This window comes from Cupriavidus sp. 01L45, assembly GCF_056399885.1.
In genome coordinates this window covers 89,606-109,857 of sequence record NZ_JBFTSG010000020.1, presented here as the reverse complement: position 1 = coordinate 109,857, position 20,252 = coordinate 89,606, and the positions used below count along the sequence as shown (strand labels likewise).

19 protein-coding genes and 1 riboswitch are annotated in these 20,252 nt (G+C 65.0%); of the genes, 9 read left to right on the top strand and 10 right to left on the bottom strand.

The window, feature by feature from the left end; translation table 11 throughout:
• Positions 1-420 carry a hypothetical protein gene (locus AC1DT6_RS16105; RefSeq protein ID WP_441625847.1) on the top strand — a complete coding sequence of 140 codons (420 nt, stop codon included), beginning with the start codon at positions 1-3 and terminating at the stop codon, positions 418-420.
• A gap of 162 nt (positions 421-582) precedes the next feature.
• Positions 583-2,337, top strand: a complete 1,755-nt coding sequence (locus tag AC1DT6_RS16100) for a ShlB/FhaC/HecB family hemolysin secretion/activation protein (RefSeq protein WP_441625845.1) — start codon at positions 583-585, stop codon at positions 2,335-2,337.
• 91 nt (positions 2,338-2,428) lie between these two features.
• Here AC1DT6_RS16100 and AC1DT6_RS16095 read toward each other — a convergent pair whose 3' ends face one another.
• The gene (locus AC1DT6_RS16095) at positions 2,429-4,150 is read right to left on the bottom strand and encodes a dipeptidase (protein ID WP_477111134.1); all 1,722 of its coding nucleotides are present in this window, start codon (positions 4,148-4,150) and stop codon (positions 2,429-2,431) included.
• A gap of 190 nt (positions 4,151-4,340) precedes the next feature.
• On the opposite strand from AC1DT6_RS16095, the gene AC1DT6_RS16090 reads away from it, so the two are divergent.
• Positions 4,341-6,197: a PhoX family protein gene (locus tag AC1DT6_RS16090; RefSeq protein ID WP_477114773.1), complete on the top strand. Its 1,857-nt coding sequence runs from the start codon at positions 4,341-4,343 to the stop codon at positions 6,195-6,197.
• A gap of 99 nt (positions 6,198-6,296) precedes the next feature.
• Here AC1DT6_RS16090 and AC1DT6_RS16085 read toward each other — a convergent pair whose 3' ends face one another.
• On the bottom strand, positions 6,297-7,130 hold the full coding sequence (locus AC1DT6_RS16085; RefSeq protein ID WP_441625839.1) for a class I SAM-dependent methyltransferase: 834 nt from the start codon (positions 7,128-7,130) through the stop codon (positions 6,297-6,299).
• A gap of 64 nt (positions 7,131-7,194) precedes the next feature.
• On the bottom strand, positions 7,195-7,359 hold the full coding sequence (locus tag AC1DT6_RS16080; RefSeq protein WP_441625837.1) for a hypothetical protein: 165 nt from the start codon (positions 7,357-7,359) through the stop codon (positions 7,195-7,197).
• Positions 7,360-7,717: 358 nt separating this feature from the next.
• Here AC1DT6_RS16080 and AC1DT6_RS16075 point away from each other — a divergent pair, with 358 nt between their 5' ends.
• Positions 7,718-8,734 (top strand): AraC family transcriptional regulator, encoded by a 1,017-nt coding sequence (locus AC1DT6_RS16075; protein ID WP_441625835.1) that lies wholly within the window; start codon positions 7,718-7,720, stop codon positions 8,732-8,734.
• Between the two features lie 22 nt (positions 8,735-8,756).
• Here AC1DT6_RS16075 and AC1DT6_RS16070 read toward each other — a convergent pair whose 3' ends face one another.
• The gene (locus AC1DT6_RS16070) at positions 8,757-9,524 is read right to left on the bottom strand and encodes a FadR/GntR family transcriptional regulator (RefSeq protein WP_045242159.1); all 768 of its coding nucleotides are present in this window, start codon (positions 9,522-9,524) and stop codon (positions 8,757-8,759) included.
• 174 nt (positions 9,525-9,698) lie between these two features.
• On the opposite strand from AC1DT6_RS16070, the gene AC1DT6_RS16065 reads away from it, so the two are divergent.
• From AC1DT6_RS16065 to AC1DT6_RS16055, 3 genes are all read left to right on the top strand, one after another.
• Positions 9,699-10,673: a Bug family tripartite tricarboxylate transporter substrate binding protein gene (locus tag AC1DT6_RS16065; RefSeq protein ID WP_477114772.1), complete on the top strand. Its 975-nt coding sequence runs from the start codon at positions 9,699-9,701 to the stop codon at positions 10,671-10,673.
• Positions 10,670-12,316 (top strand): AMP-binding protein, encoded by a 1,647-nt coding sequence (locus AC1DT6_RS16060; protein ID WP_441625830.1) that lies wholly within the window; start codon positions 10,670-10,672, stop codon positions 12,314-12,316. The genes AC1DT6_RS16065 and AC1DT6_RS16060 overlap by 4 nt, the downstream gene beginning before the upstream one ends.
• 165 nt (positions 12,317-12,481) lie before the next feature.
• Positions 12,482-13,552: an MBL fold metallo-hydrolase gene (locus AC1DT6_RS16055; RefSeq protein ID WP_441625828.1), complete on the top strand. Its 1,071-nt coding sequence runs from the start codon at positions 12,482-12,484 to the stop codon at positions 13,550-13,552.
• Positions 13,553-13,564: 12 nt separating this feature from the next.
• Here AC1DT6_RS16055 and AC1DT6_RS16050 read toward each other — a convergent pair whose 3' ends face one another.
• From AC1DT6_RS16050 to AC1DT6_RS16040, 3 genes are all read right to left on the bottom strand, one after another.
• Positions 13,565-13,957 (bottom strand): cupin domain-containing protein, encoded by a 393-nt coding sequence (locus tag AC1DT6_RS16050; RefSeq protein ID WP_441625826.1) that lies wholly within the window; start codon positions 13,955-13,957, stop codon positions 13,565-13,567.
• A gap of 79 nt (positions 13,958-14,036) precedes the next feature.
• Positions 14,037-14,864: an AraC family transcriptional regulator gene (locus AC1DT6_RS16045; RefSeq protein ID WP_441625824.1), complete on the bottom strand. Its 828-nt coding sequence runs from the start codon at positions 14,862-14,864 to the stop codon at positions 14,037-14,039.
• Between the two features lie 218 nt (positions 14,865-15,082).
• Entirely contained in the window at positions 15,083-15,667 is a 585-nt protein-coding gene (locus tag AC1DT6_RS16040) for a TMEM165/GDT1 family protein (protein WP_441625822.1), read from the bottom strand.
• A 5-nt stretch (positions 15,668-15,672) separates the two neighbouring features.
• A riboswitch (yybP-ykoY riboswitch) is annotated at positions 15,673-15,863 on the bottom strand.
• A 199-nt stretch (positions 15,864-16,062) separates the two neighbouring features.
• Here AC1DT6_RS16040 and AC1DT6_RS16035 point away from each other — a divergent pair.
• A complete protein-coding gene (locus tag AC1DT6_RS16035; RefSeq protein WP_477114771.1) occupies positions 16,063-16,635 on the top strand; it encodes an NADAR family protein in 573 nt (190 codons plus the stop codon).
• A gap of 47 nt (positions 16,636-16,682) precedes the next feature.
• On the opposite strand, the gene AC1DT6_RS16030 is transcribed toward AC1DT6_RS16035, so the two are convergent.
• Together AC1DT6_RS16030 and AC1DT6_RS16025 are read right to left on the bottom strand one after the other, a co-directional pair.
• A complete protein-coding gene (locus tag AC1DT6_RS16030) occupies positions 16,683-17,687 on the bottom strand; it encodes a tripartite tricarboxylate transporter substrate-binding protein (RefSeq protein ID WP_477111136.1) in 1,005 nt (334 codons plus the stop codon).
• Positions 17,688-17,730: 43 nt separating this feature from the next.
• Positions 17,731-19,155: an amidase gene (locus AC1DT6_RS16025; RefSeq protein ID WP_441625817.1), complete on the bottom strand. Its 1,425-nt coding sequence runs from the start codon at positions 19,153-19,155 to the stop codon at positions 17,731-17,733.
• Positions 19,156-19,367: 212 nt separating this feature from the next.
• Here AC1DT6_RS16025 and AC1DT6_RS16020 point away from each other — a divergent pair, with 212 nt between their 5' ends.
• Complete coding sequence (locus AC1DT6_RS16020; protein WP_441625815.1) at positions 19,368-20,063, top strand: GntR family transcriptional regulator; 696 nt, start codon at positions 19,368-19,370, stop codon at positions 20,061-20,063.
• A 30-nt stretch (positions 20,064-20,093) separates the two neighbouring features.
• Here the strand turns inward: AC1DT6_RS16020 and AC1DT6_RS16015 are convergent, their stop codons facing one another.
• Entirely contained in the window at positions 20,094-20,231 is a 138-nt protein-coding gene (locus tag AC1DT6_RS16015; RefSeq protein ID WP_441625813.1) for a hypothetical protein, read from the bottom strand.
• Positions 20,232-20,252 lie beyond the last annotated feature (21 nt).

Here is a 20,252-nt window from a genome sequence, read left to right as displayed (position 1 = left end):
ATGAAAATCATAGAAAATTGCTGGTCTCAGATTGAGACATATAATTGCCAGTATGGGGCTCATGTATTTGAGAACTCGACTGCGAAAATTTATGTCAACCATTGGCTAGATGTTGATCCGGAAATTGGAGGGTTTTTTTCTAGAAGAAATGATGATGGTTTTGTTGGGCATTGCATTCTTGCTTTTTATGGGGTAAAGATTTTTAAATTTAGTGTTAAGCAATGGGAGTTGGAAAATGGCAAAACAGTATGGCGTGAACCTGTCATTTTTCATTATGAGGGATCTGGAAATGAGGGGGCAATAAAGTACGATTTTGAAGGAAGTTTGCACGGATTTCCTTCATCTGTATCTATTGCCATTGAGGCTCAGAAATTTGAGCTTCACATCCTGGAAAAGGATGAGCCATCACGCCAATCATGAAGAAAAATTTTCAAAAAACCTATCGGGAGATGTTGCTCGAATAGTTGGGCAAGATCGTGAGGCGGCTGTGGCATTCATGGAGAGGCCGCGGACGCGAGCAAAAACCGACACAGCGTGAGCCCCGCTCACGCCATAAGCGCTTTTATGCAGATCAGAAGAAAAATGGTCGCCACCATGCTCACACTGGCAGGTGGCGCGGGTTACACCGACACGTCCTTGCGTGCCCAGGTCACCCCCGCAAATCCAGCTCAGGCCGCCATCCTCTCCGGCGCCGAACAACAACAACGCGTACGCCAGCAGCAGGAAGCCCGCGAACGCGCCCAGGCCGTCCAGGCGCCGAGCGTGCGGGCAGCGCAGCCGTCAGCAGAGGGGTTTCCCGAACTCCCGGCCGAGCAACCCTGTTTCCGCATTGAGCGCTTTGTACTCGAAGTGCCGGCGGAGTTGCCACCGGCACTGCACGCGCGCGGCGCGTCGGCGTTGCCGCAGGACCCGTTCGCCTTCGCCCGCGCCTGGCTCGATCACTACCAGGGCGCCTGCATCGGCAAGCAAGGTGTGGACTTGCTCGCCAAGGGCATATTGCAAGTCATCCTTGGCCAAGGCTATGTCACCACACGCGTATTRCTCCCCGAGCAGGACCTGAGCACCGGCACGCTGCGCATGGCGCTGATCCCCGGCGTGATCGGGCAGTTGCGCTTTGCCCAGCCGGATCTCTGGGGCACCTGGAAGAGCGCGTTCCCCACACGCCCCGGCGATCTGCTGAACCTGCGCGACCTGGAGCAAGGCCTGGAACAGATGAAGCGCGTGACCAGCCAGGATGTGGACATGCAGGTTGTGCCCACCAGCGTACCGGGTCAGAGCGATGTGGTGATCGCGGTCAGGCGGACCAGGCCGTGGACGGTGGTGGCGTCGATGGACAACTCGGGCACGCAATCCACCGGCAAGCTGCAGGGCAACCTGAGCGTGGGCATTGACAATCCGCTGGGCCTGAACGATCTGTTCAATGTGGGCTACAGCCAGGATCTGGGCTTTGGCGACCGGAGCCACGGTACCCACGGCTGGAACGGTTTCTATTCGGTGCCGTGGGGCTACTGGACCGGCACGGTGTCGGCGTATTCGAGCACCTACTACCAGCAGATTGCAGGGGTCAACCAGACCTTTGTCTCCAGCGGCAATTCGCAGACGGTGGATTTCAAGTTGCAGCGGGTAATCAGCCGCAGCCAGAACGATGTGCTCGGCGTGCAGTTCCGTCTGTCGAAGCGCTTCGGCAAGAGCTTTATCGAAGATACCGAGATCGAGCAGCAGCGGCGCAACAACACGGTGGTGGAGGTGGGCATTACCGATCGCCACTACTTCGGCGCGGCGCAGTTCGACGGCAGCCTGGTCTACCGGCAGGGCGCGGCGGGCCTTGGTGCGCAGCCTGATACGCTGGCTGCGTTCGGTGGCCCCACCTGGCGCTACCGCATGGCGGTGCTGGATGCCAATCTGTCGGTGCCGTTCAAGGTGGCCGGGCAGGCGCTGCGCTACGTCACCACCGTTCGCGGGCAATTCACCAACGACCGTCTGTACTACATCGACGCACTGACCATCGGCAGCCGCTACACCGTGCGCGGCTTCGACGGCGAAAGCCTGCTGGCGGGTGAGCGTGGCTTTTATTGGCGTAACGAACTGCAGGCGCCACTGGGCGGGAGCGGGCAGGCGCTGTATGCGGGGCTGGACTATGGACGGGTGTTTGGGCCTGCCACCGAGGGGCTGATTGGTACACAGCTGGCTGGTGCGGTGATCGGGATGCGCGGTGGGTTGGGTTCCACGCTGGGCGCGGTGTCGTATGACTTGTTCCTGGGCACGCCGGTCTATAAGCCGGCGGCGTTCCATACGGCGGGAGTGGCGGCGGGGTTGCAGCTTGTTTATCAGTACTAAAGCGGGCGGGGCGGGCGCGGGGAGTGAAAGACGGGAGAGAAAGCGCCTCGCTATCCATAACGCCTTCCCTCCCTCATAACCACGTCACACCTTACTGCATCGTCTTCAGGTCGCCGATCCGGATCAGCATTTCGGTAAACATCTGCATATCCAGGTCGAGGTCGGAGACTTCCTTGTACTCCTTGGCGTTGTGCGCGGTGTACTTCTTGCCGGGCATGGCCGGGCCGAAGTTGATGGCGTTCGGCATCAGCTTGGCCGTGGTGCTGCCGGCGGTGGGCACGGGTCTGGATTCGAGCCCCGTGGTATCGCCGAAGATATTGAGCAGGGTGGCCAGCCACGCGCCCTTGGGGTCGCGCGCCATCCAGTCGCCTTGCTCGTGGCTGATCGTCACCTTCTCGTGGTTGGCACCGGCCCAGGCGTTGATCTTGTCGGCCACCGCCCTGGACAGCGCCTGCGGCGTGTTGCCGCGCGGCATGCGCACGTTGGCGGTGACTTCCAGCTGGCCGTCCTTCTCGCGGACCAGGTTGGGCGACATCGTGAGCGGCCCCATGAAATCGTCCTTGTAGGCCACGCCCATTTTCTCGCCCAGGTAGCCGGTGCCGTACAGGTCGTTGAGGTACTTTGCCGCCCTGGCGTAGTGGTTGTCGGCCAGCGCGATCCCGGATTCCTGCAGGAACAGTGTCAGGCGGGGCAGGGGGTTCACGCCTTCCTCGGGGCGCGAGCCATGGGCGGAAGTACCGGTGACCTTGACGTCCACGCTGTCGGCGCCCTGGCTGATATCGATCGTGAACTTGCCCTGCGCCGCGTACTTTCCGATAAAGCCGGCGCGCGCCGCTTCAAGCCGCGCACGGGCCGCGCCGAGATCGCCACCCTTGAGCTGCGCGCTGGCGGTCTGCGGCACGGCGTTGGCGGCCGCCGCGCCGCTCATGGCGACGATGGCGGTGGTCTTGCCATCGGTGGCCTGCACGGGGAAGAACACTTTCAGGCTGCCCGATCCCTTCTCCGCCACAACGGCGGGGTATTTGCTGTCGAGCACGATGTTGTACTCGGGCAGCGAGGTGTGCTCGCGGTARTATTTCATGCCGTCGCCGCCGGTTTCCTCGGTGGTCTCGATCATCAGGCGGATGGTGCGGTCGAGCTTCAGGCCGCTCTCCTTCACGGTCTTCATCGCGTACAGCACCGTGGCGATCGAGCCCTTGTCATCGATGGTGCCGCGGCCGTAGAGATAGTCGCCAACGCGCGTGACCTTGAACGGGTCGAGCCTGGTGCCGTCGTCCAGCACCCATTCGTCCGCCACCACGGGCACCACGTCGGCGTGGGTCAGCAAGCCGAATTCTTCCTTGCCCCGGCCCGGCAGCGTGACCTCGAACACGCGATTGTCCACGTTGCGGAAGGTCAGGCCGAAGTCCTTTGCCATGCCTTCCACCAGCTTGCCGAACGAGACGATGGCGGGGTTCTCGTGCTGGGGAATCTTGTCGTCGCGCACGGTGCGCAAGGCCACCATGCGCTCGATGGCGGAGATCACGGCTCGCTGGTTGTGGAGCCGGTTGTACACGCCGAGCAGGCGGCCGATATTGGTCAGGTCGTCGCCGCTCAGCACGGCCTGCTTGCGATACGCGGCGACACTGCCCGCCAGCTTGGGATTGGCCCTGACCGCTTCATCCAGGAAAGCGTTGAAATTCGCCGGCGGCTTCGCCTGCGCGGCCGCGACGAGGGTGTCGAGGTCGGGCTTCTTGAGCGTGTCGGCGATGGCTGGCTGGCCCAGGGCCAGCGAGAGGAGGGCGAGCGAGGCGAGCAGCGTCGGGCGGTTCATGGGCAGGGATCCCAAAAAGCGGAGATGTTCGCATGAGTCGGCCACTTTCGCACGCTTAATGACTCTTTGTTGGTACATCCAGTAACGCCAACGTCATATTCCCTCTCTACTATCGGCGGCGCACCGCGAACCCGTGCGCACCGAAATCCCCCGGTTCGCCGGCTTCGCACAGACGAGAGGATCCCCACGCATGTCGTACCTTACCGATAAGGCCCGCGCGCCGCGCCGTGATGCCGAAGGCGTAGTCACTGTTCCGGGCCAGATGCTCGAAGACATCGTTGCCGCCAATCCGGCGCGCCGCACTGTGTTGCGCGGTGGCCTGAGCGTGTCGCTGCTGTCCGTATTCGGCACGAGCGGCCTGCTTGCCGCCTGCGGCGGCGATGACGCGGCAGCAACGCCGTCCCCCGCGCCGGCACCCGCGCCGGCACCGGTACCCACGCCAGCGCAGCCGCTCGACTACAAGATCGGCTTTACCCCGGTGGCGGACAAGGTGACAGCGGATACCGTGACGTTGCCGGCCAACTACGCCTATGACGTCCTGTTCTCGGCCGGCGACCCGGTCGTCGCCGGTGCGCCGGGGTACAGCGGATCCTTCCAGACGTCGGCCGAGACCGAGTTGCAAGCCGGTGGCAACCACGACGGCATGCACTTCTTCCCGTTGCCGGGCGTCGACCCGCAGCAAGGCGGCCTGCTGGCGATCAACCACGAGACGCTCGACGCGGCCATCCTGTTCCCCGGCGGCACCTACAATGCCGCGACCGCAACGGCCGAACAGAAGAAGATCGCCCTGTCCTCGGTCGGCGTGTCGGTCATCGAAATCGCACTGTCCGGCGGCAAGTGGCAGGTCAGGAAGGGCTCCGCCTACAACAAGCGCTATACGGGCAACACGGTGTACAAGGTCAGCGGCCCCGCCGCAAGCGCCGTGGGTGGCACCGTAGTCGGCACGCTCAACAATTGCTCGAGCGGCCATACGCCCTGGGGTACTTACCTGACGTGCGAGGAGACCACCGACAACTACCTGGACCCGACCCAGCCGGAAATCGGCTACGGCTGGGTGGTGGAGATCGATCCGCTGAACCAGCTCGCCGCGCCGACCAAGCGCACCGCGATGGGCCGCTTCGACCACGAGAACACCGCGTTCATGACCGGCGCCGGCAATCGCGTCGCGTTCTACATGGGCGACGACAGCACGCCGGGCTGCATCTACAAGTTCGTCCCTACGAAACCCTTCGATCCGAACGACCGCAAGGCCAATTTCAACCTGCTCGACGAGGGCACGCTGTATGTCGCCAGGTTCAATGCCGACGGCGGCGGCCAATGGATCGAACTGACCCAGGGCAAGAACAACCTGCTGGCCGGCGCAACCGATCCGGGCAATACCACGCAAGGTCCGCAGACGCCGGTGGTTGTCAATTTCACCACGCAGGCCGATGTACTGGTCAACACCAAGGCTGCTGCGCGCGTGGCCGGCGGCACGCTGATGGACCGGCCGGAGTGGATCACGGTAGGGCCGGATAAAACCCTGTTCTGCACGCTGACCAACAACGGCGGCCGCAAGGTGCCCGATGCGGCCAACCCTCGCATGAGCAACTCGCATGGGCACATCATCCGATGGAAGGAAGCCGGCGATTCCCCGCTGGCCACGAGCTTCACCTGGGAGATTTTCCTGCTGGCGGGAGATCCCTCCATCGCCGCGTATAACCTGAAGGGCACGATCAACGGCAATACCTTCTCCAGCCCGGACGGCATCCGCGTGGATCCCAAGGGACGCCTTTGGGTGCAGACCGACGCCGGCACCGGCGCAAGCACCACCAACATCTTCGGTGCCAACTCCATGCACTACGTCGACCAGGACACCCGCGAGTGCAAACGTTTCCTGGTCGGCCCGCACGGGTGCGAGATCACCGGCATTGCGTACACGCCGGACCTGACCACGTTCTTTATCAACATCCAGCATCCCACCGACAAATGGCCGGACGCCGGCAAGCCTGCCAGGTCTTCGACCATCGTGGTCCGTCACAAGGACGGCAAGCCGATCGGCGCGTAGGCACGGCCGCGCAGATCCGTGCCGGCCTTGCCGGCACGCCGGGCCGCAGCCTCAAGGCTGCGGCTCTTTCGCTTCGCGATGCGAACTCGTCTTGCGATCTCAATTCCGTTCAATCACCACCTCAAGATACTCGCTGGGCAGCACCAGCGTCCCATCCCCCGAACGGTTCCGGCTGCCTATCAACGCCAGCAGATCCTGCTCAAAGGCAGCCTGTTTTTCAGCGTCGAGCGCGCCGAAGGCCTTGTTCATCGGCCCGTAGTAGGTACGGAAGATCTCAAGAAAGTGCGCTGGCGAGTGGTAGCGGAAGGTGAACGTGCGGGTAGCCGTGTGGATCGCGCGCGCGGTGTCGCCGAAGAGGGTATCGAGCGCTGCAGTCGTGCCCCACAACGCGGGCGATTTGACGCCCGGCGCGGGCGGAATGTACTTGCCGATCGTCTTGAACACCTGCCCGATGAAGCTCTCTGGCGTCCAGTTGGCCAGTCCGATCTTGCCGCGGGGTTTGCAGACGCGAGCAAGCTCGCTCGCGGCCTGTTCCTGGTTGGGGGTGAACATCACGCCAAAGGTGGACATCACCACGTCGAACGATGCGTCGGGAAACGGGAGATTTTCGGCGTCCGCTTCCTGGAATTTGATCGTATGGCCCTCGGCCTGTGCGCGCACGCGGCCGGCTTCCAGCAGCGCGGGCACATAGTCGGTGGAGGTGACTTCGCACCAGCGGCGCGCGGCCGCCAGCGTGGCATTGCCGTTGCCGGCGGCGACGTCGAGCACACGCGCGCCGGAGCGCAGGTCGAGCGCCTCGCACAGGTTCTCGCCGACGATCTGCAGCGTGGTGCCCACGACCGCGTAGTTGCCAGCGGACCAGGCGGCTTGCTGGCGGGTCTTGACCGCGGCGAGATCGATGACGGGGGCGGGATTGGAAAGGACTGCGGACATGGCAGTTCTCCTTATGGTCTTGCGATTGGGATTCAGGGAGCCGGGGCTTGCCGTGCCGGGCGCGTTACTCCGCCATGCCGACGCCGGAGCCGCCCATTTCCTTGGGGGTGTCCTTCATTTTCGGCAAGCCGTCCTGGATGCGCAGGTGCGTTTCCTGATAGTGCACATGAATGCCGGGACGGAAGGGAAAGCCGGGAATGACGGCTGTGTGCACGTCGGTGAGTCTCATGCCGGGATGCCATAGCGTGAACGCATTGACGGGGCCTGCGGACCAGCGCCGGCAGGACTCGCAATGGCAATCGCCCATGCCGGCGGGCTCGCCGCCGACCGGAACCGCACCGCACCGCAAAAGCAGGCGCCCTCATGGGTTTTCTCGTCGCTCATATCGCGTCTCCTGGATGGATTGCACTCGTCCTGCCGGTGCGGGGTTGCCCGGCGGTATCCATGCGAATGCCCTCCAGACAGGTGTTGTCGCGGATGGGCGTGGGTGTAGTATCTCCACGTTGCCTGTCTCGATGAATGCTCTGGCGTCCAGCGTTCTTGCGCGGGACGCCGGAATTGACGGACCCAATTGACGGACCCTGTTCATGGATGCCGTTTCCGACGTACTTCGCGTTGTCCGCCTGAGCGGTGCGGTCTATCTCAACGGAGAATTCACCGCGCCGTGGTGCGTGCTTGGCGAAGCGGATGCGGCGCTGTGCGAAGCCTTCCTGCCGCGCACCGAGCGTGTCGTGTCGTTCCACCTGGTCACTGAAGGGAGCTGCTGGGCACGCCTCGCGGACGATCCCATGTCGGCCATTCATCTCACTGCCGGCGAACTGCTGGTGGTGCCGCAAGGCGAGTCGCACATCATGGCCAGCGTGCTCGACCTGTCCCCGGTGCAGGTGGGGCCTTTGCTGGCCATGCAACTGGAGACGGCGCCGCGCCAGGTGATGAGGCTGTCATACGGCGGCGGCGGAACCGGCACGCGTCTCGTGTGCGGATTCCTGGCTTGCAACGACCTCTTGAGCAATCCGCTGATTTCCGCGCTGCCACGCATCTTCAAGGTCGATATGCGCAACGATCCACGCTCCGCCTGGCTGGACTCTTCGCTGCAGTTCGCGACGGCCGAGGCGGCGGACTGGCGGGCCGGCAGCGAGATCGTCCTTGCCAGGTTGTCGGAACTGCTCTTTGTCGAAGCGGTGCGCCGCTGTATCGACGGATTGCCGGCGGACAAGAAGGGATGGCTTGCCGGCGTGCGCGACCGTTTCGTCGGACGGGCGTTATCGATGATGCACGCGCAGCCCGCCCATGACTGGACCGTGGATGAGCTCGCGCGCAGCGCGGGGCTGTCACGCTCGGCGCTGGCGCAGCGTTTCACCGACCTGCTGGGACAACCGCCGATGCAGTATCTGGCGCACTGGCGCCTGCAGATCGCGGCGCAGGAACTCCTCACCGGAGGCAAGTCGGTTGCCGCGGTGGCGGAGCACGTCGGCTATGAGTCGGAAGCGGCTTTCAATAGGGCGTTCAAGCGCGAATTCGGCCAGCCGCCAGCGGGCTGGCGACGGTGCCGCGGAAAGGGCGCGGCGCCAGTCCCCGCGGCCGAGCGCTCGGGACTGGCATAGCCGCAACGGCCCGGCGGTACCCTCAGCCGCCCATTTCCTTCGGAAAATACGCTTCCTGGAACTGCTCCAGCACGCTGGTCATCTCCTGTACCGCCGCCTCCGCATCGCCCCGTTCGAAATGCGCCATGAAGCGGCGGCGCGAAGGAAAGATGTAGCTGGTGTCGTGCGGCCCGATCCGGATCACGAATTCCACCAGGACCTCGATCAAGCCGTTGATGAAGGCAATCATGATCGGGTTGTCGGTCATGCGCGCCAGGATGCGATGGAACTCGTGGTTAAGCGCGACCTTGGTCTCGAACTCCCCTGACTCGGCCGCAGCGACCGCGGCGTCGATGTTGGCATTCAGGGCCGCGATGTCACTGGCCGTGGCGCGCTGGCAGGCTTCCCGGATCACAATGGCTTCCACCCAGATGCGCGCCTGCGTGAGGTGCCGCGGCGCGATGCCGCCCAGGCGGTAGAGGTCGAGCAGGCCGCTCACGATGGCGACCGACGCGCCATTGTTGCCTGTGATGAAGATGCCGCCGTGAGCCCCCTTCTTGAGTTGCACCAGGCCGGCCTGTTCCAGCGAGCGCACCGCTTCGCGCAAGGTGTTGCGCGAAACGCCCAGCTCCGCCGCCAGGGCGCGCTCCGCAGGCAGTTTCGCCCCGGGCAGCAGGCGGCCGGAAGTGATCTCCTGGCGGATCTGGCGCGCAATGTCGTCGGCCGCGCGCAGTACCTGGACAGGCTTGAACTGCGGGCCCGGTGCTTCGGCCAGGGTCGCGGGGCTTTGCGCGTCAATCTCGTTGGTCATATTCGATGGCGTCGGGAGGAAGTCCGCATTGTAGAAGGCCGGCGGTGCGAAACCCTTGCCGATCCCGCTCCGGGTTTTCCAGTATGTTCAATGCTATGGCGATTTGTAGAATGGTTCAACCAATAAATCAGAGCGAAGCAGCGTCAAGCTGACGCGTGAGACGAAGGAGGAGACATGCGTATTGCCAAAGCACTGGCCACCCTGTGCGCCGCCGTGCTGCCGTGGTCCGGTACGGCCCACGCCGATGCCAAGGCAGYGGCTTATCCCGAACGGCCGATCAAACTTGTCGTGGTCTATCAATCGGGCGGTGCCAACGACATCGTGGCCCGGATCCTGGCCGAGCGCATGAGCGGGACCCTGGGCCAGCCGGTCATGGTGGTCAACAAACCGGGCGCAAATGGCGCCATCGGCGCGCAATCCGTGGCGAGCAGCCCGGCCGACGGCTACACGGTGCTGATGGGCGGGATGCCCCTGGTGGTGGCCCGGGCCATGTACAAGAACCCGGCCGTGGATTTCGAGCGGGACCTGGCGCCGGTCGGCAAGGCGGTGAACCTGAACCTGGTGCTGGTGGCGCGCAAGGGGTTCGCCGCGGACAAGTTCGAGCAGGTCGTGGCGATGGAGAGCAAGAAGCCTGGCAGCACATCCATGGCGGTGACGGCTTCCACTTATGAGTTCTACTACGCACGGATCAACAAGCTGGCGCGGATCGACACCTTGAAGGTGCCTTATGCCGGCGTGCCGGCCGCGATGAATGACCTGAACGGCAACCGTGTCGACATGCTGATGGACACCCTGGCGGCGCAAAAGCCCTTCCTTGATAGTGGTACCACCAAGCCGCTGGCGGTATTCGGGCGCAAGCGGCTTGCCGCGCTGCCCGAGGTGCCCACGCTCACCGAACTGGGTTTGAAGGGCTTCGAGGACCAGCCCTATGTCGGCATGCTGGTACCCAGGGGTACGCCGAATGCGGTCATCGCCAGATTGAACGGCGCGCTGAGGCAGGCCGTGGAGAATCCGGAGATAAAGGCCAAACTCGAAGCCATGGGGTTCAGTGTGGAGACCGGCACGCCCGAGGCATTCCTCCAGGAGATGAAGTCCGATTCCGGGAAGATGGTGGCCATCGGCGCGCAGGCCGGGATAGAAAAGCAATGACGAGGGGTGAGGGGATGCAGGATATGCAGCAGGGCAGGGAGCCGCTCTACGCGGGATCGACGGTGGCGGAGCTCTACCGCTCGGCGTTCAAATCCTTCGCGCAGCGCGAAGCGATCGTGGGGGACGGGGTACGCCTGAGCTATCAGGCGCTGGAAGCGCAGTGCCATCGCATGGTCCGGTACTTCGAGTCGATCGGGCTGCGCCGCCAGGATGGCATCAGCCTGCTGTCGGGCAACCGGGCGGACGCCGTGGTGGCGATCATCGCGGCGCAATTGATGGGCTTGCGCTACACCGCGCTGCATCCGCTCGCCGCGCAGGACGACCACGTGTTTGCCTTGCGCGACGCGGGCATCAAGGCCCTGATCGTGGACGTGCCGCGCTTCGCCGAGCGCGGCGCCGCGCTGGCGGCGCTGGGCGTGGTCGAGCATGTGCTGACGCTGGGGCCGGCTTCGTTCGGCGCCGATGTCAACGCTGCGCTGCCTGCGTTCGATGGAGCCGATATCCCCTTGCGCGTCCAGCCCGAGGATATTTCCAAGATCTCCTATACGGGCGGCACCACGGGCAAGTCCAAGGGCGTGATCCACCGGCAGCGCACTACTGTGACCATGACACTGCAGCAGCTGGCTTGCTGGGAGTGGCCGGCGGAAACGCGCTTCCTGGCGGCGACGCCGATCTCTCATGCTTCGGGCGCCATCATGCTGCCGGTGTTGCTGCGCGGGGGCACCTTGTTCTTCATGAGCAAGTTCAGCCCGGAGGATTTCCTGCAAACCGTGGTGGCGGAGCGCATCAGTTCGACCTTCCTGGTGCCCACCCAGATCTACGGTCTGCTCGATTGCGTGACCCTGGACCAATACGATCTCTCGCCACTGCAGATGGTGCTCTACGGCGCGGCGCCCATCGCCGAGGCACGGCTCGCGCAGGCAGTGCAGCGCCTGGGTCCGGTGTTCTGCCAGATCTACGGGCAAGCCGAGGCGCCGATGACGATCAGCTATCTGCGGCGGCATGAGCACGACCCGCGGCGGCCCCAGCTGTTGCGCTCCTGCGGAAGGCCGCTGCCCGGCAACCAGGTCAAGCTGCTCGATGCCAACCTTCGGGAAGTCGGCCCTGGCGAGGTTGGCGAGCTATGCGTGCGCGGGCCGCTGATCATGCATGAATACCTGAACCGGCCGGAGGAAACCGAAAAAGCCCTTGCCGGCGACTGGCTGCATACCGGCGACATGGCGAGGCAAGATGCCGACGGCTACCTGTATATCGTCGATCGCGCCAAGGACATGATTATCTCGGGCGGTTTCAACGTCTATTCCAGCGAGGTCGAGAACTGCCTGGCGCAGCACCCCGCGGTATCGCTGTCGGCAGTGATCGGCCTGCCCCATCCCAAGTGGGGCGAAGCCGTCACGGCGGTGGTGGTGCTGAAACCGGGATGCAGCGCCAACGCGCAGGAGCTGATTGCCTTTGTGGCGGAGCGCAAGGGCGTGGTCAATGCGCCGAAGACCGTGGTGTTCGAAGCCAATCTGCCGCTGACCGCCGTCAGCAARCTCGACAAGAAGGCCATCCGGGCGATGTACGCGCACGGCAATGCCAATACCACGGATGGCACGGACAGCACGGACAACATGGTCAGTTCGCCGCAGCACATCGTCTGAACGCCTGTTTGCGCAGCCGGCCGGTGCTGCTGCGCGAACAGCCGGACCTCGGTAGAATCGCTCACGACGTCGAATGCGAGAAGCACGGCCCTTATTTGCCCCATGCAGGTGCAACAACGCTCGGCACGCCCCGCATGTCCGCACGGAACCAAGGAATCAGACCCCATGAGCGATGCGAGTTTAACCCCCTCGGCCGAGAGCAAGCCTGTGCTCGAATACCCATGCGGAGACGCGCCGGCGCCGGGCAGCGTGCGGGAAATCGTACCGGGCGTGCTGTGGATCCGCATGCCGATGCCATTCGCGCTGAGCCATATCAACCTCTGGGCGGTGCGCGACGGCGCGGGCTGGGCGGGGGTGGACGCGGGATTGCAAACCAGCGAGACCGCCGCTGCCTGGCGCGATCTCTTCGCGCAGGGCGGGGCGCTGGCGGACGGGCTGACCCGGCTGTTCGTCACGCACATGCATCCGGACCATATCGGCATGGCCGGCTGGCTGACCCGCAAGCACGGTTGCCGCCTGTGGATGACCCGGCTGGAATACCTGAACTGCCGCGTTCTCGCCGCGGACACGGGGCGCGAGGCGCCGGAGGACGGCGTGCGCTTCTATCGCCGCGCGGGCTGGGACGACAACGCCATCGAGGCATACCGTGTGCGCTTCGGCGGCTTCGGCAAGTACGTCCATGCCTTGCCCGACAGCTACCGGCGCCTGCGCGACGGTGAGAGCCTGGCGATTGGCGATCACCAGTGGCGGGTTGTCGTCGGCAACGGCCACTCGCCCGAACACGCCTGCCTCTATAGCGAGACGCTGAAGATCCTGATCAGCGGCGACCAGATCCTGCCGCGCATCTCCTCCAACGTGTCGGTATTCCCCACCGAGCCCGACGCGGACCCGATGGGCGACTGGCTTGCCTCACTTGCCAGGCTGCGCCGGGAAGTCCCGGACGATGTGCTGGTGCTGCCGGCGCACAACGAGCCTTTCCGCGGCCTGCATGCGCGCATCGATTACCTGGAGCGCAGCCAGCGCCAGGCGCTCGACCGGCTGCGCCAGGCGCTGTCCGAGCCAAAGCGCGCGGTGGATGTCTTCGCCGAACTGTTCTCCCGCCCCATTGGCGGGGAGCCCGGATTGCTGGGCATGGCGACTGGCGAGAGCATTGCCCACCTGAACTACCTCGTGCATCGGGGGGAGGCCGTGATGGAAGTGGGCCCGGACGGCATCGCGCGGTATCGCAAGGCCTGAGTCCGGCGGCGGTCAGATCCAGGCGTCGTTGACCGCCGTCCGCTCACCGCCCTCGCCGCCGGTATTCACCACGCCCCGGGGTTCGATCAGCAGCAGCTTCACCTCCGTTTCGGCAAAGGGCTTGTGCTCGACGCCCCTGGGCACCACGAACATCTCGCCTGCCGATAGCCGTACCTGTCCATCGCGGAAATCGATGCGCAGTTGCCCTTCCAGCACGATGAACGTCTCATCGGTATCGGCATGGCTGTGCCAGATGAAATCGCCCTCGATCCTGACCAGCTTGAACTGGTAGTCGTTCATCTCGGCGATCACCTTCGGCGTCCACTGCTCGTGGATCAGGCCGAGTTTCTGCGCGAAATTCAGGCTTTGGTACTTACCGGTGGCGGTTGCCAGATCGTTGTCCATGGCGTTGCTCTCCTTGCCTTGTCATGGGGGCTCACCTTAGCAAGGCGTACGGGGGGAATCTTGTACGATCGTGCAAGCCTCAGCGAGCCGCGGGCGCGGCCACGCCCTGCATGTTCATCCAGCGCGCAGGCGACAGGCCGTAGGCCTTGCGGAAGTGGCGCGTCATATGGCTCTGGTCCGTGAATCCCGCGGCCAGGGCGGCATCGGCCAGCGACTGGCCCCGTACCAGCAGCGACCGGACCTGGTCGAGCCGGCGCATGGTCAGGTAGCGGTACGGGCTGGTGCCGTACAGCAAGCGGAAATCGCGCGACAGGCTCCAGCGGTCTCGTCCGCTGTGCGCTTCCAGTTCGCCCAGCGTGACCGTGCGGTGCAGCGCGCCGTGGATATACTCGCGCGCCCGCTCGGCGGCCTGGTAGTCGTAGCCCTGGCGGCGGGCAGGCGCACCGGATACCGCTTCCAGCGCATGCGCAAGATCGAACAAGGCGTCGTCTTCCTCCAGCGGATCGATTGGGCTGTCCATGCCCTGGAGCAGGATACCGGTTGCCGCGCGCAGCCGCGGGTCCCTGGATATGCCATCCTTGATGAACGGGAGCGGCTTGCCGCCTAGCACCTGCTGGATCAGCGCCGGTTCGATATACATGATCCGGTACTTGAAGCCAGCGTCCGAACCGGCCTCGCCGTCATGGGGCTCATCGGGATGCAGCACGACGGTCCCGCCGGGCAGGCTGTTGCGCTGCCCGCCCCGATACTGGAAGCGCTGCACGCCGGAGAGCGTGCGCCCGATGGCGTAGGTATCGTGGCGATGCATATCGTAGCCGTGCCCCGAGAAGAACGCTTCGATGCGCTCCAGCCGGCCTTGCTGCGGCGCGCGAAGTACCCAGTCCCTGGGTGTGTCTTTCATGCGCATGTCGGTTCATCCCTCGCGGTTGCCCTGGCGCTGGCATCCCGGCGGGATCACCAGACCGGCACCTTGGGCAGATGCCAATCTTGCCACACAGCCAGCAGCCGCAGGGCGAAGCTGCCGGCACCGCCCGCCAGCGCCGCCAAGGTCGGCGGGAGGCCGATAACCCGGGCCGCTCTGCGGCGTTCGCGGTCTTGTGCAGGCCGGTGATGCGCGTTTGCCGCTCAGGTACCCAGGTTCAAGCCGAAGTTCACCTTGAACAGGATCAGGATCCCGAACACGGCGAACAGCGCCGCGGCGACGAAGCGCATCTTGCTCAGCGGGATAATGCGGGTCAGGCGATCGCCCAGCAGGACCGCGGGCACATTGGCCGCCATCATGCCCAGCGTGGTGCCGACCACGACCATGCCCAGGTTCGCGTACTGCGCACCCAGCGCAATGGTGGCGAACTGGGTCTTGTCGCCCATTTCGGCGAGGAAGAAGGCCACCACGGTGGTGGCGAAGGCGCCGGCCTGCTTGCCGTTTTTCCCTTCGTCGTCGAGCTTGTCGGGGATCAGGGCCCAGGCGGCGAATCCGAGGAAAGCGATGCCCAGCACCCAGCGCGTCACATCCGGGCTGACGTGCGAGGCAGCCCAGTCGCCCAGCGCGGCGGCAAAGAGGTGGTTGAAGATGGTTGCGACGAAAATGCCCGCAATGATGCTCCACTGCTTGCCGGGAAACCGGGACGCCAGGAGAAAGGACAGGAGCTGAGTCTTGTCGCCCATTTCCGCCAGGGCGACCATGCCGAATGAAGCAATGAGTGCTTCCATGAGATATCCAAAGGGGCTGGCAACACACGAACCAATGACTTCGCTGCCCAGTGCCAGCCCCAGCTGGTGGACAGAAAAGTCAAAGGTCTCGCAGAGCCAATCAGGCTGCCGGCGCCATGGTTTTTTGTACCAAGTATGTTGACGTCGGCTCCTCCAGGGGGACTGGAGGCTAGCTACTCCCCTAAGACGGCGCAGATGATAGCACAAGCCTGTGCTGGCGGGGATCCGGTGCGCCGGGCGATCAAAGGTTTGTCACGGCTGGCATCGGCGCCTGGTGCCCTGCCTGGTGCCCTTTGACGCACAGCCTTGCCGCGAACAATACTATAGGGCTTTGGGGTCACCCAGGCTCCAGCCATGCCAGACCATACCGACGCTACCGACGCTACCGATTCGCGATGACCCAGCCCGATATCCACGACMACGCCTCCCTGATCAGTGCCTTCCGGCGCGGCCACCGCCCCGCCTACCTGTTTTTCTGGGGCCACAGCGCCAGGCCGGGGGCCGCGGTGGGCAAGGAGTGCCTGTCGCAGTGGTGGCCCGCCCGGTTCAGCGTGGATGGCCAGGTGTTCGCCAGCGCGGAGCATTTCATGATGGCTGGCAAGGCGCGCCTGTTCGGCGACGAGCCTGCCCTGGCGCGGATACTGGCGGCGCCTTCGCCCGCCGCGGCCAAGCGGCTTGGCCGCGAGGTGCGCGGCTTTGACGAAGGGCGCTGGAATGCCGCGTGCCAGGCGCTGGTGACGCAGGGCAATATCGAGAAATTCCGCCAGAATCCGGACCTCGCCGGCTACCTGCTCGGCACCGGGCGGCGCGTGCTGGTGGAGGCCAGCCCGGTCGATCGCATCTGGGGCATCGGCCTGGCTGCCGACGATCCGCGCGCGGCCAATCCCGATCAGTGGCGCGGGCCCAACCTGCTCGGATTCGCGCTGATGGCTGCGCGCGAGGCGCTAGGAGATGGCGCGGCGCGTTAGAGCGGGACGAAGGGTCAGAGCCATCCGCCCGTTTGCTCCGGTCCGGGTCAGTCCTCGGCGACGAAGCCGGTAGCCTCCACGATCGGCTTCCAGGCAGCACGCTCCAGCTGGATGCGGTGCCGCGCTTCTTGTCCCGGCCCGGCGGCCACTTCCAGCCCCAGGGCCTCCAGCTTGGCCGCGGTCGCGGCATTGGCCGAGGCGGCAATGAACATCTTCTCCACCCTGGCGACCACATCCGCTTGCGTGCCGGCCGGCAGGAAGGCGCCGTACCAGCTGGTCGCGTATTCGAACTGGCTGAAGCCCTGTTCCTTCAGCGTGGGCACTTCCGGCAAGGCCTTGGCGCGCCGCGTGCCGCTCACCCCCAGGAATTGCAGCTTGCCGCCCTTGTACAACGGCATCATGCTGGCGACGGCATCCCAGCCGATCGACACCGTACCGCTGATCACGTCCACCAGCATCGGAGACGCGCCACGGTAGGCAGCGGGCGTAACGGAAATGCCGAGCTTCTTGCCCAGTGCCACCGTGCCGAGGTGGCCGGCGCTGCCGATGGTCGCCAGGCCCAGGCTGGCGCTGCCGGGATTGCGCCTGGCCCACTCGACGTATTCCTTCATGTTCTTGTACGGCTGCTGGACACCGGCGGCAATCACGGTGGGCACGTCGGTCAGCACGGCGGCCGGTACCAGGTCTTTGTCCGCGTCATATCCCAGCTTCTTGTAGGTCAGCGGGAAGATGGTGAACAGCGGCGAGGGGCCGATGAAGATGGTCTTGCCATCGGGCCTGGAGCGCTTGACGTAGTCGAGCGCCAGGCGCGCCGACGCGCCGGGTTTGTTCTCGACGATGATGGTGCCGTGCCCATCCTGGCGCAGTTGTTCGGCGTAGATCCGGGCCAGGCTGTCGGCCGCGCCGCCGGGCGCGTAGCCGACGATGATATGCATCGGGGCCGCCGCATCCTCTGCCGCGAAGGCCGGCCGGGGCAGGGCGAGGACAGCAACGGCACATGCCGGAAGCGCCAGGGCGTTGATCACAAAATTGCGGCGGAAAGCGTGGGTCATGGCGGGTGCGGTTTGAATCGATGAATAAACGGGGTGCGGCGCGTTATAGCTGCGGCCACTGGCCCAGCAGCCCGTGCGCGGCTTCGAACAGCGCGGACACGCGGAGCAGCTCGGCGTCGCCGCGGAACTGTCCCACCAGCTGGAAGCCGATCGGCAGCCCGTCGCTGCCGAAGCCGCAGGGCAGGCTGATGGCGGGATGGCCGGTCATGTTGAACGGCATCGTCCACGGGAACCAGTGCGCGCGGACGTTTTCGAATGCCTGGCCGTCGATGTCGATGGTGCCGAACAGGTCTTGTTCGATGGGTAGCGCCGTGCGTGTGAGCGTCGGCATGGCGAGGAAGTCGCCGCGCTGCAGCAGCGCCTGCACGCGCAGGAACAGTTTCGAGCGATCGAACATCGCCTGCTGGTACTCCACGCCGCTGACCTGCGCGGCGGAGGCCACCTGCTTCAGGAACGTGGCGCTGAGCTGGTCGCCGTGCTCCGCCGCGATGGCGGCAAAGCGCGCGCGCCAGACCGTATGGTTGATCGCGCGCCAGATGGGTTCCACGTCAAAGCCATCACCGGAGAAGGCTTCCAGTTCCGCGCCTAGCCCGGCCAGCTTCGACAGGCTCGCCTCGAATGCCCGCGCAACCTCCGCCGATACCGGACGCCCCGGCGGCGCCAGGCAGTAAAGAATCCGGCGGCCGCGCAAATCCCCTTGCGGGCGGGCGGCGCCGGCGTAGTCCGGCTTCGGCACGCCGATCGACCACGGATCGCAGGCATCTTCGCCGGCCATGACCTGCATCATCAGCCCGGTGTCCGCGACCGTGCGCGTGGTGGGCGTGACATAGGTCTGGTTGCCGAAGAGGTCCTGCGCCTGGCTGTGCGGGATCACGCCGTTGCTCTGCTTGATGCCGACCACGCCGTTGCACGCCGCCGGAATCCGCGTGGAGCCGCCGCCGTCGGTGGCGACCGCAAGCGGCGCGATGCCGCTGGCCACGGCAACCGCCGCGCCGCCGCTGGATCCGCCGCTGGTGCGCTCGCCGCTCCATGCATTGCGCGTGCGGCCGAACAGGGGCGAATCGGTCAGGCATTTGGAGCCGAACTCGGGCGTGGTGGTCTTGCCAATCAGGATGGCGCCCTGCTCGCGCAGGCGCGCGATGGCTACCGCATCCTGGTCGGGCACGTTGTCCCGGTATGGCGCCACGCCAAACGTGGTGCGCACGCCCTTGGTGTTGACGAGGTCCTTCGCGGTGAACGGGATGCCGTGCAGCAGCCCCAGTGGCTTGCCCGCGATGACCGCCTGCTCCGCCTCGCGGGCCGCGGTCATGGCTTCATCGGCGCATAGCGTGATGAAGCAGTTCAGTTCGGGCTGCAGCCGGGCAGCGCGGTCGAGCACGGCCTGCGTGAGTTCGACCGGCGATATTTCCTTGCGGGCGATGCGGCCCTGGAGTTCGGTGGCGGACAAAAAGCAAAGCGCATCGCTCATCGGCGGGGGTCTCCAGAAACGTCTCGGGTGGCCTGGACGCCACGCCATGCTATGCAGGGCTTTGGTTTTTGGATCCAGAATCCAGTGTTTGAGGCTATAGTAGACCCGTGGGCAGCCCTTGTAAACTGCGCCAACCTGTCTGGATCACCCGGTGCGGAGATGCGCCGGAATATGCGGAAATGCGCTGCGCCAAGAGGGGGCAAATGTCGGAAATGTCGGAAACATTCGAGTGGCAAGGCCGGGTGCGGCTGGTCGAGGAAGTCGCGCAGGTGCTGCGCCAGCGCATCTACCGGGGCGTCTACCCGCCGGGCAAGCCGCTGCGGCAGGTCGAGATTTCGGAGGACCTGAAGATCAGCCGCACGCCGCTGCGGGAAGCCCTGCGCATTCTCGAACGGGAAGGCCTGGTCAGCGCCGAGACTGCGCGCGGCGTCACCGTGGTCAGCGCGGATTTCCGTCAGTTGATGGATGCCTATGAACTGCGCGAGGTAATCGACGGCCTCGCCGCTCGCCTGGCGGCGTCACGCGCGAGCGAACTGGCCGGAGCGCCTTTGCGCGCCATCATCGAAACCCAGCAGGGGAGCCTCGAGCCCTGGCTGCCTGAGGTTTATACAGCGGCCAATGTCGAGTTCCATACTGCCATCATCGGCCTGGCAGCGAACGAGTACCTGGCGAGGCAGGTACCCATCGTGCATATGACGTCGCAGGTGTTCGCGCCACGGATCCTGTTTGCGCGGGACCGCGCGCAGGCCGCCATCGGGGAGCACGAGCAGATCGTCGCGGCGATCGAGCGCGGGGATGCCGGCCAGGCGGAAGACCTGGCCCGCTTGCATATCCGGAATTCCATGGCGCGGCTAAGGGCCCTCGCGCAGATGGCTGCGGATGATGCGCCGGCCATCGCCGAACCCTGAAATGCGCAGCGGTGCGGCAACCGGCCCGGATTATTGCTGCGGGCTCTTGGCGGTTTGCGGCGTGTCCTGCCGCAGCGCGGGATGATGCCGGCTCACGCTTCTTGCACCGAACAACAGCGCCCCGATAAAAACCACGATATACGCCCCGAAAGTGAGTGCTCCTTCCATGGCTGACCCCTCTGCTTTTGT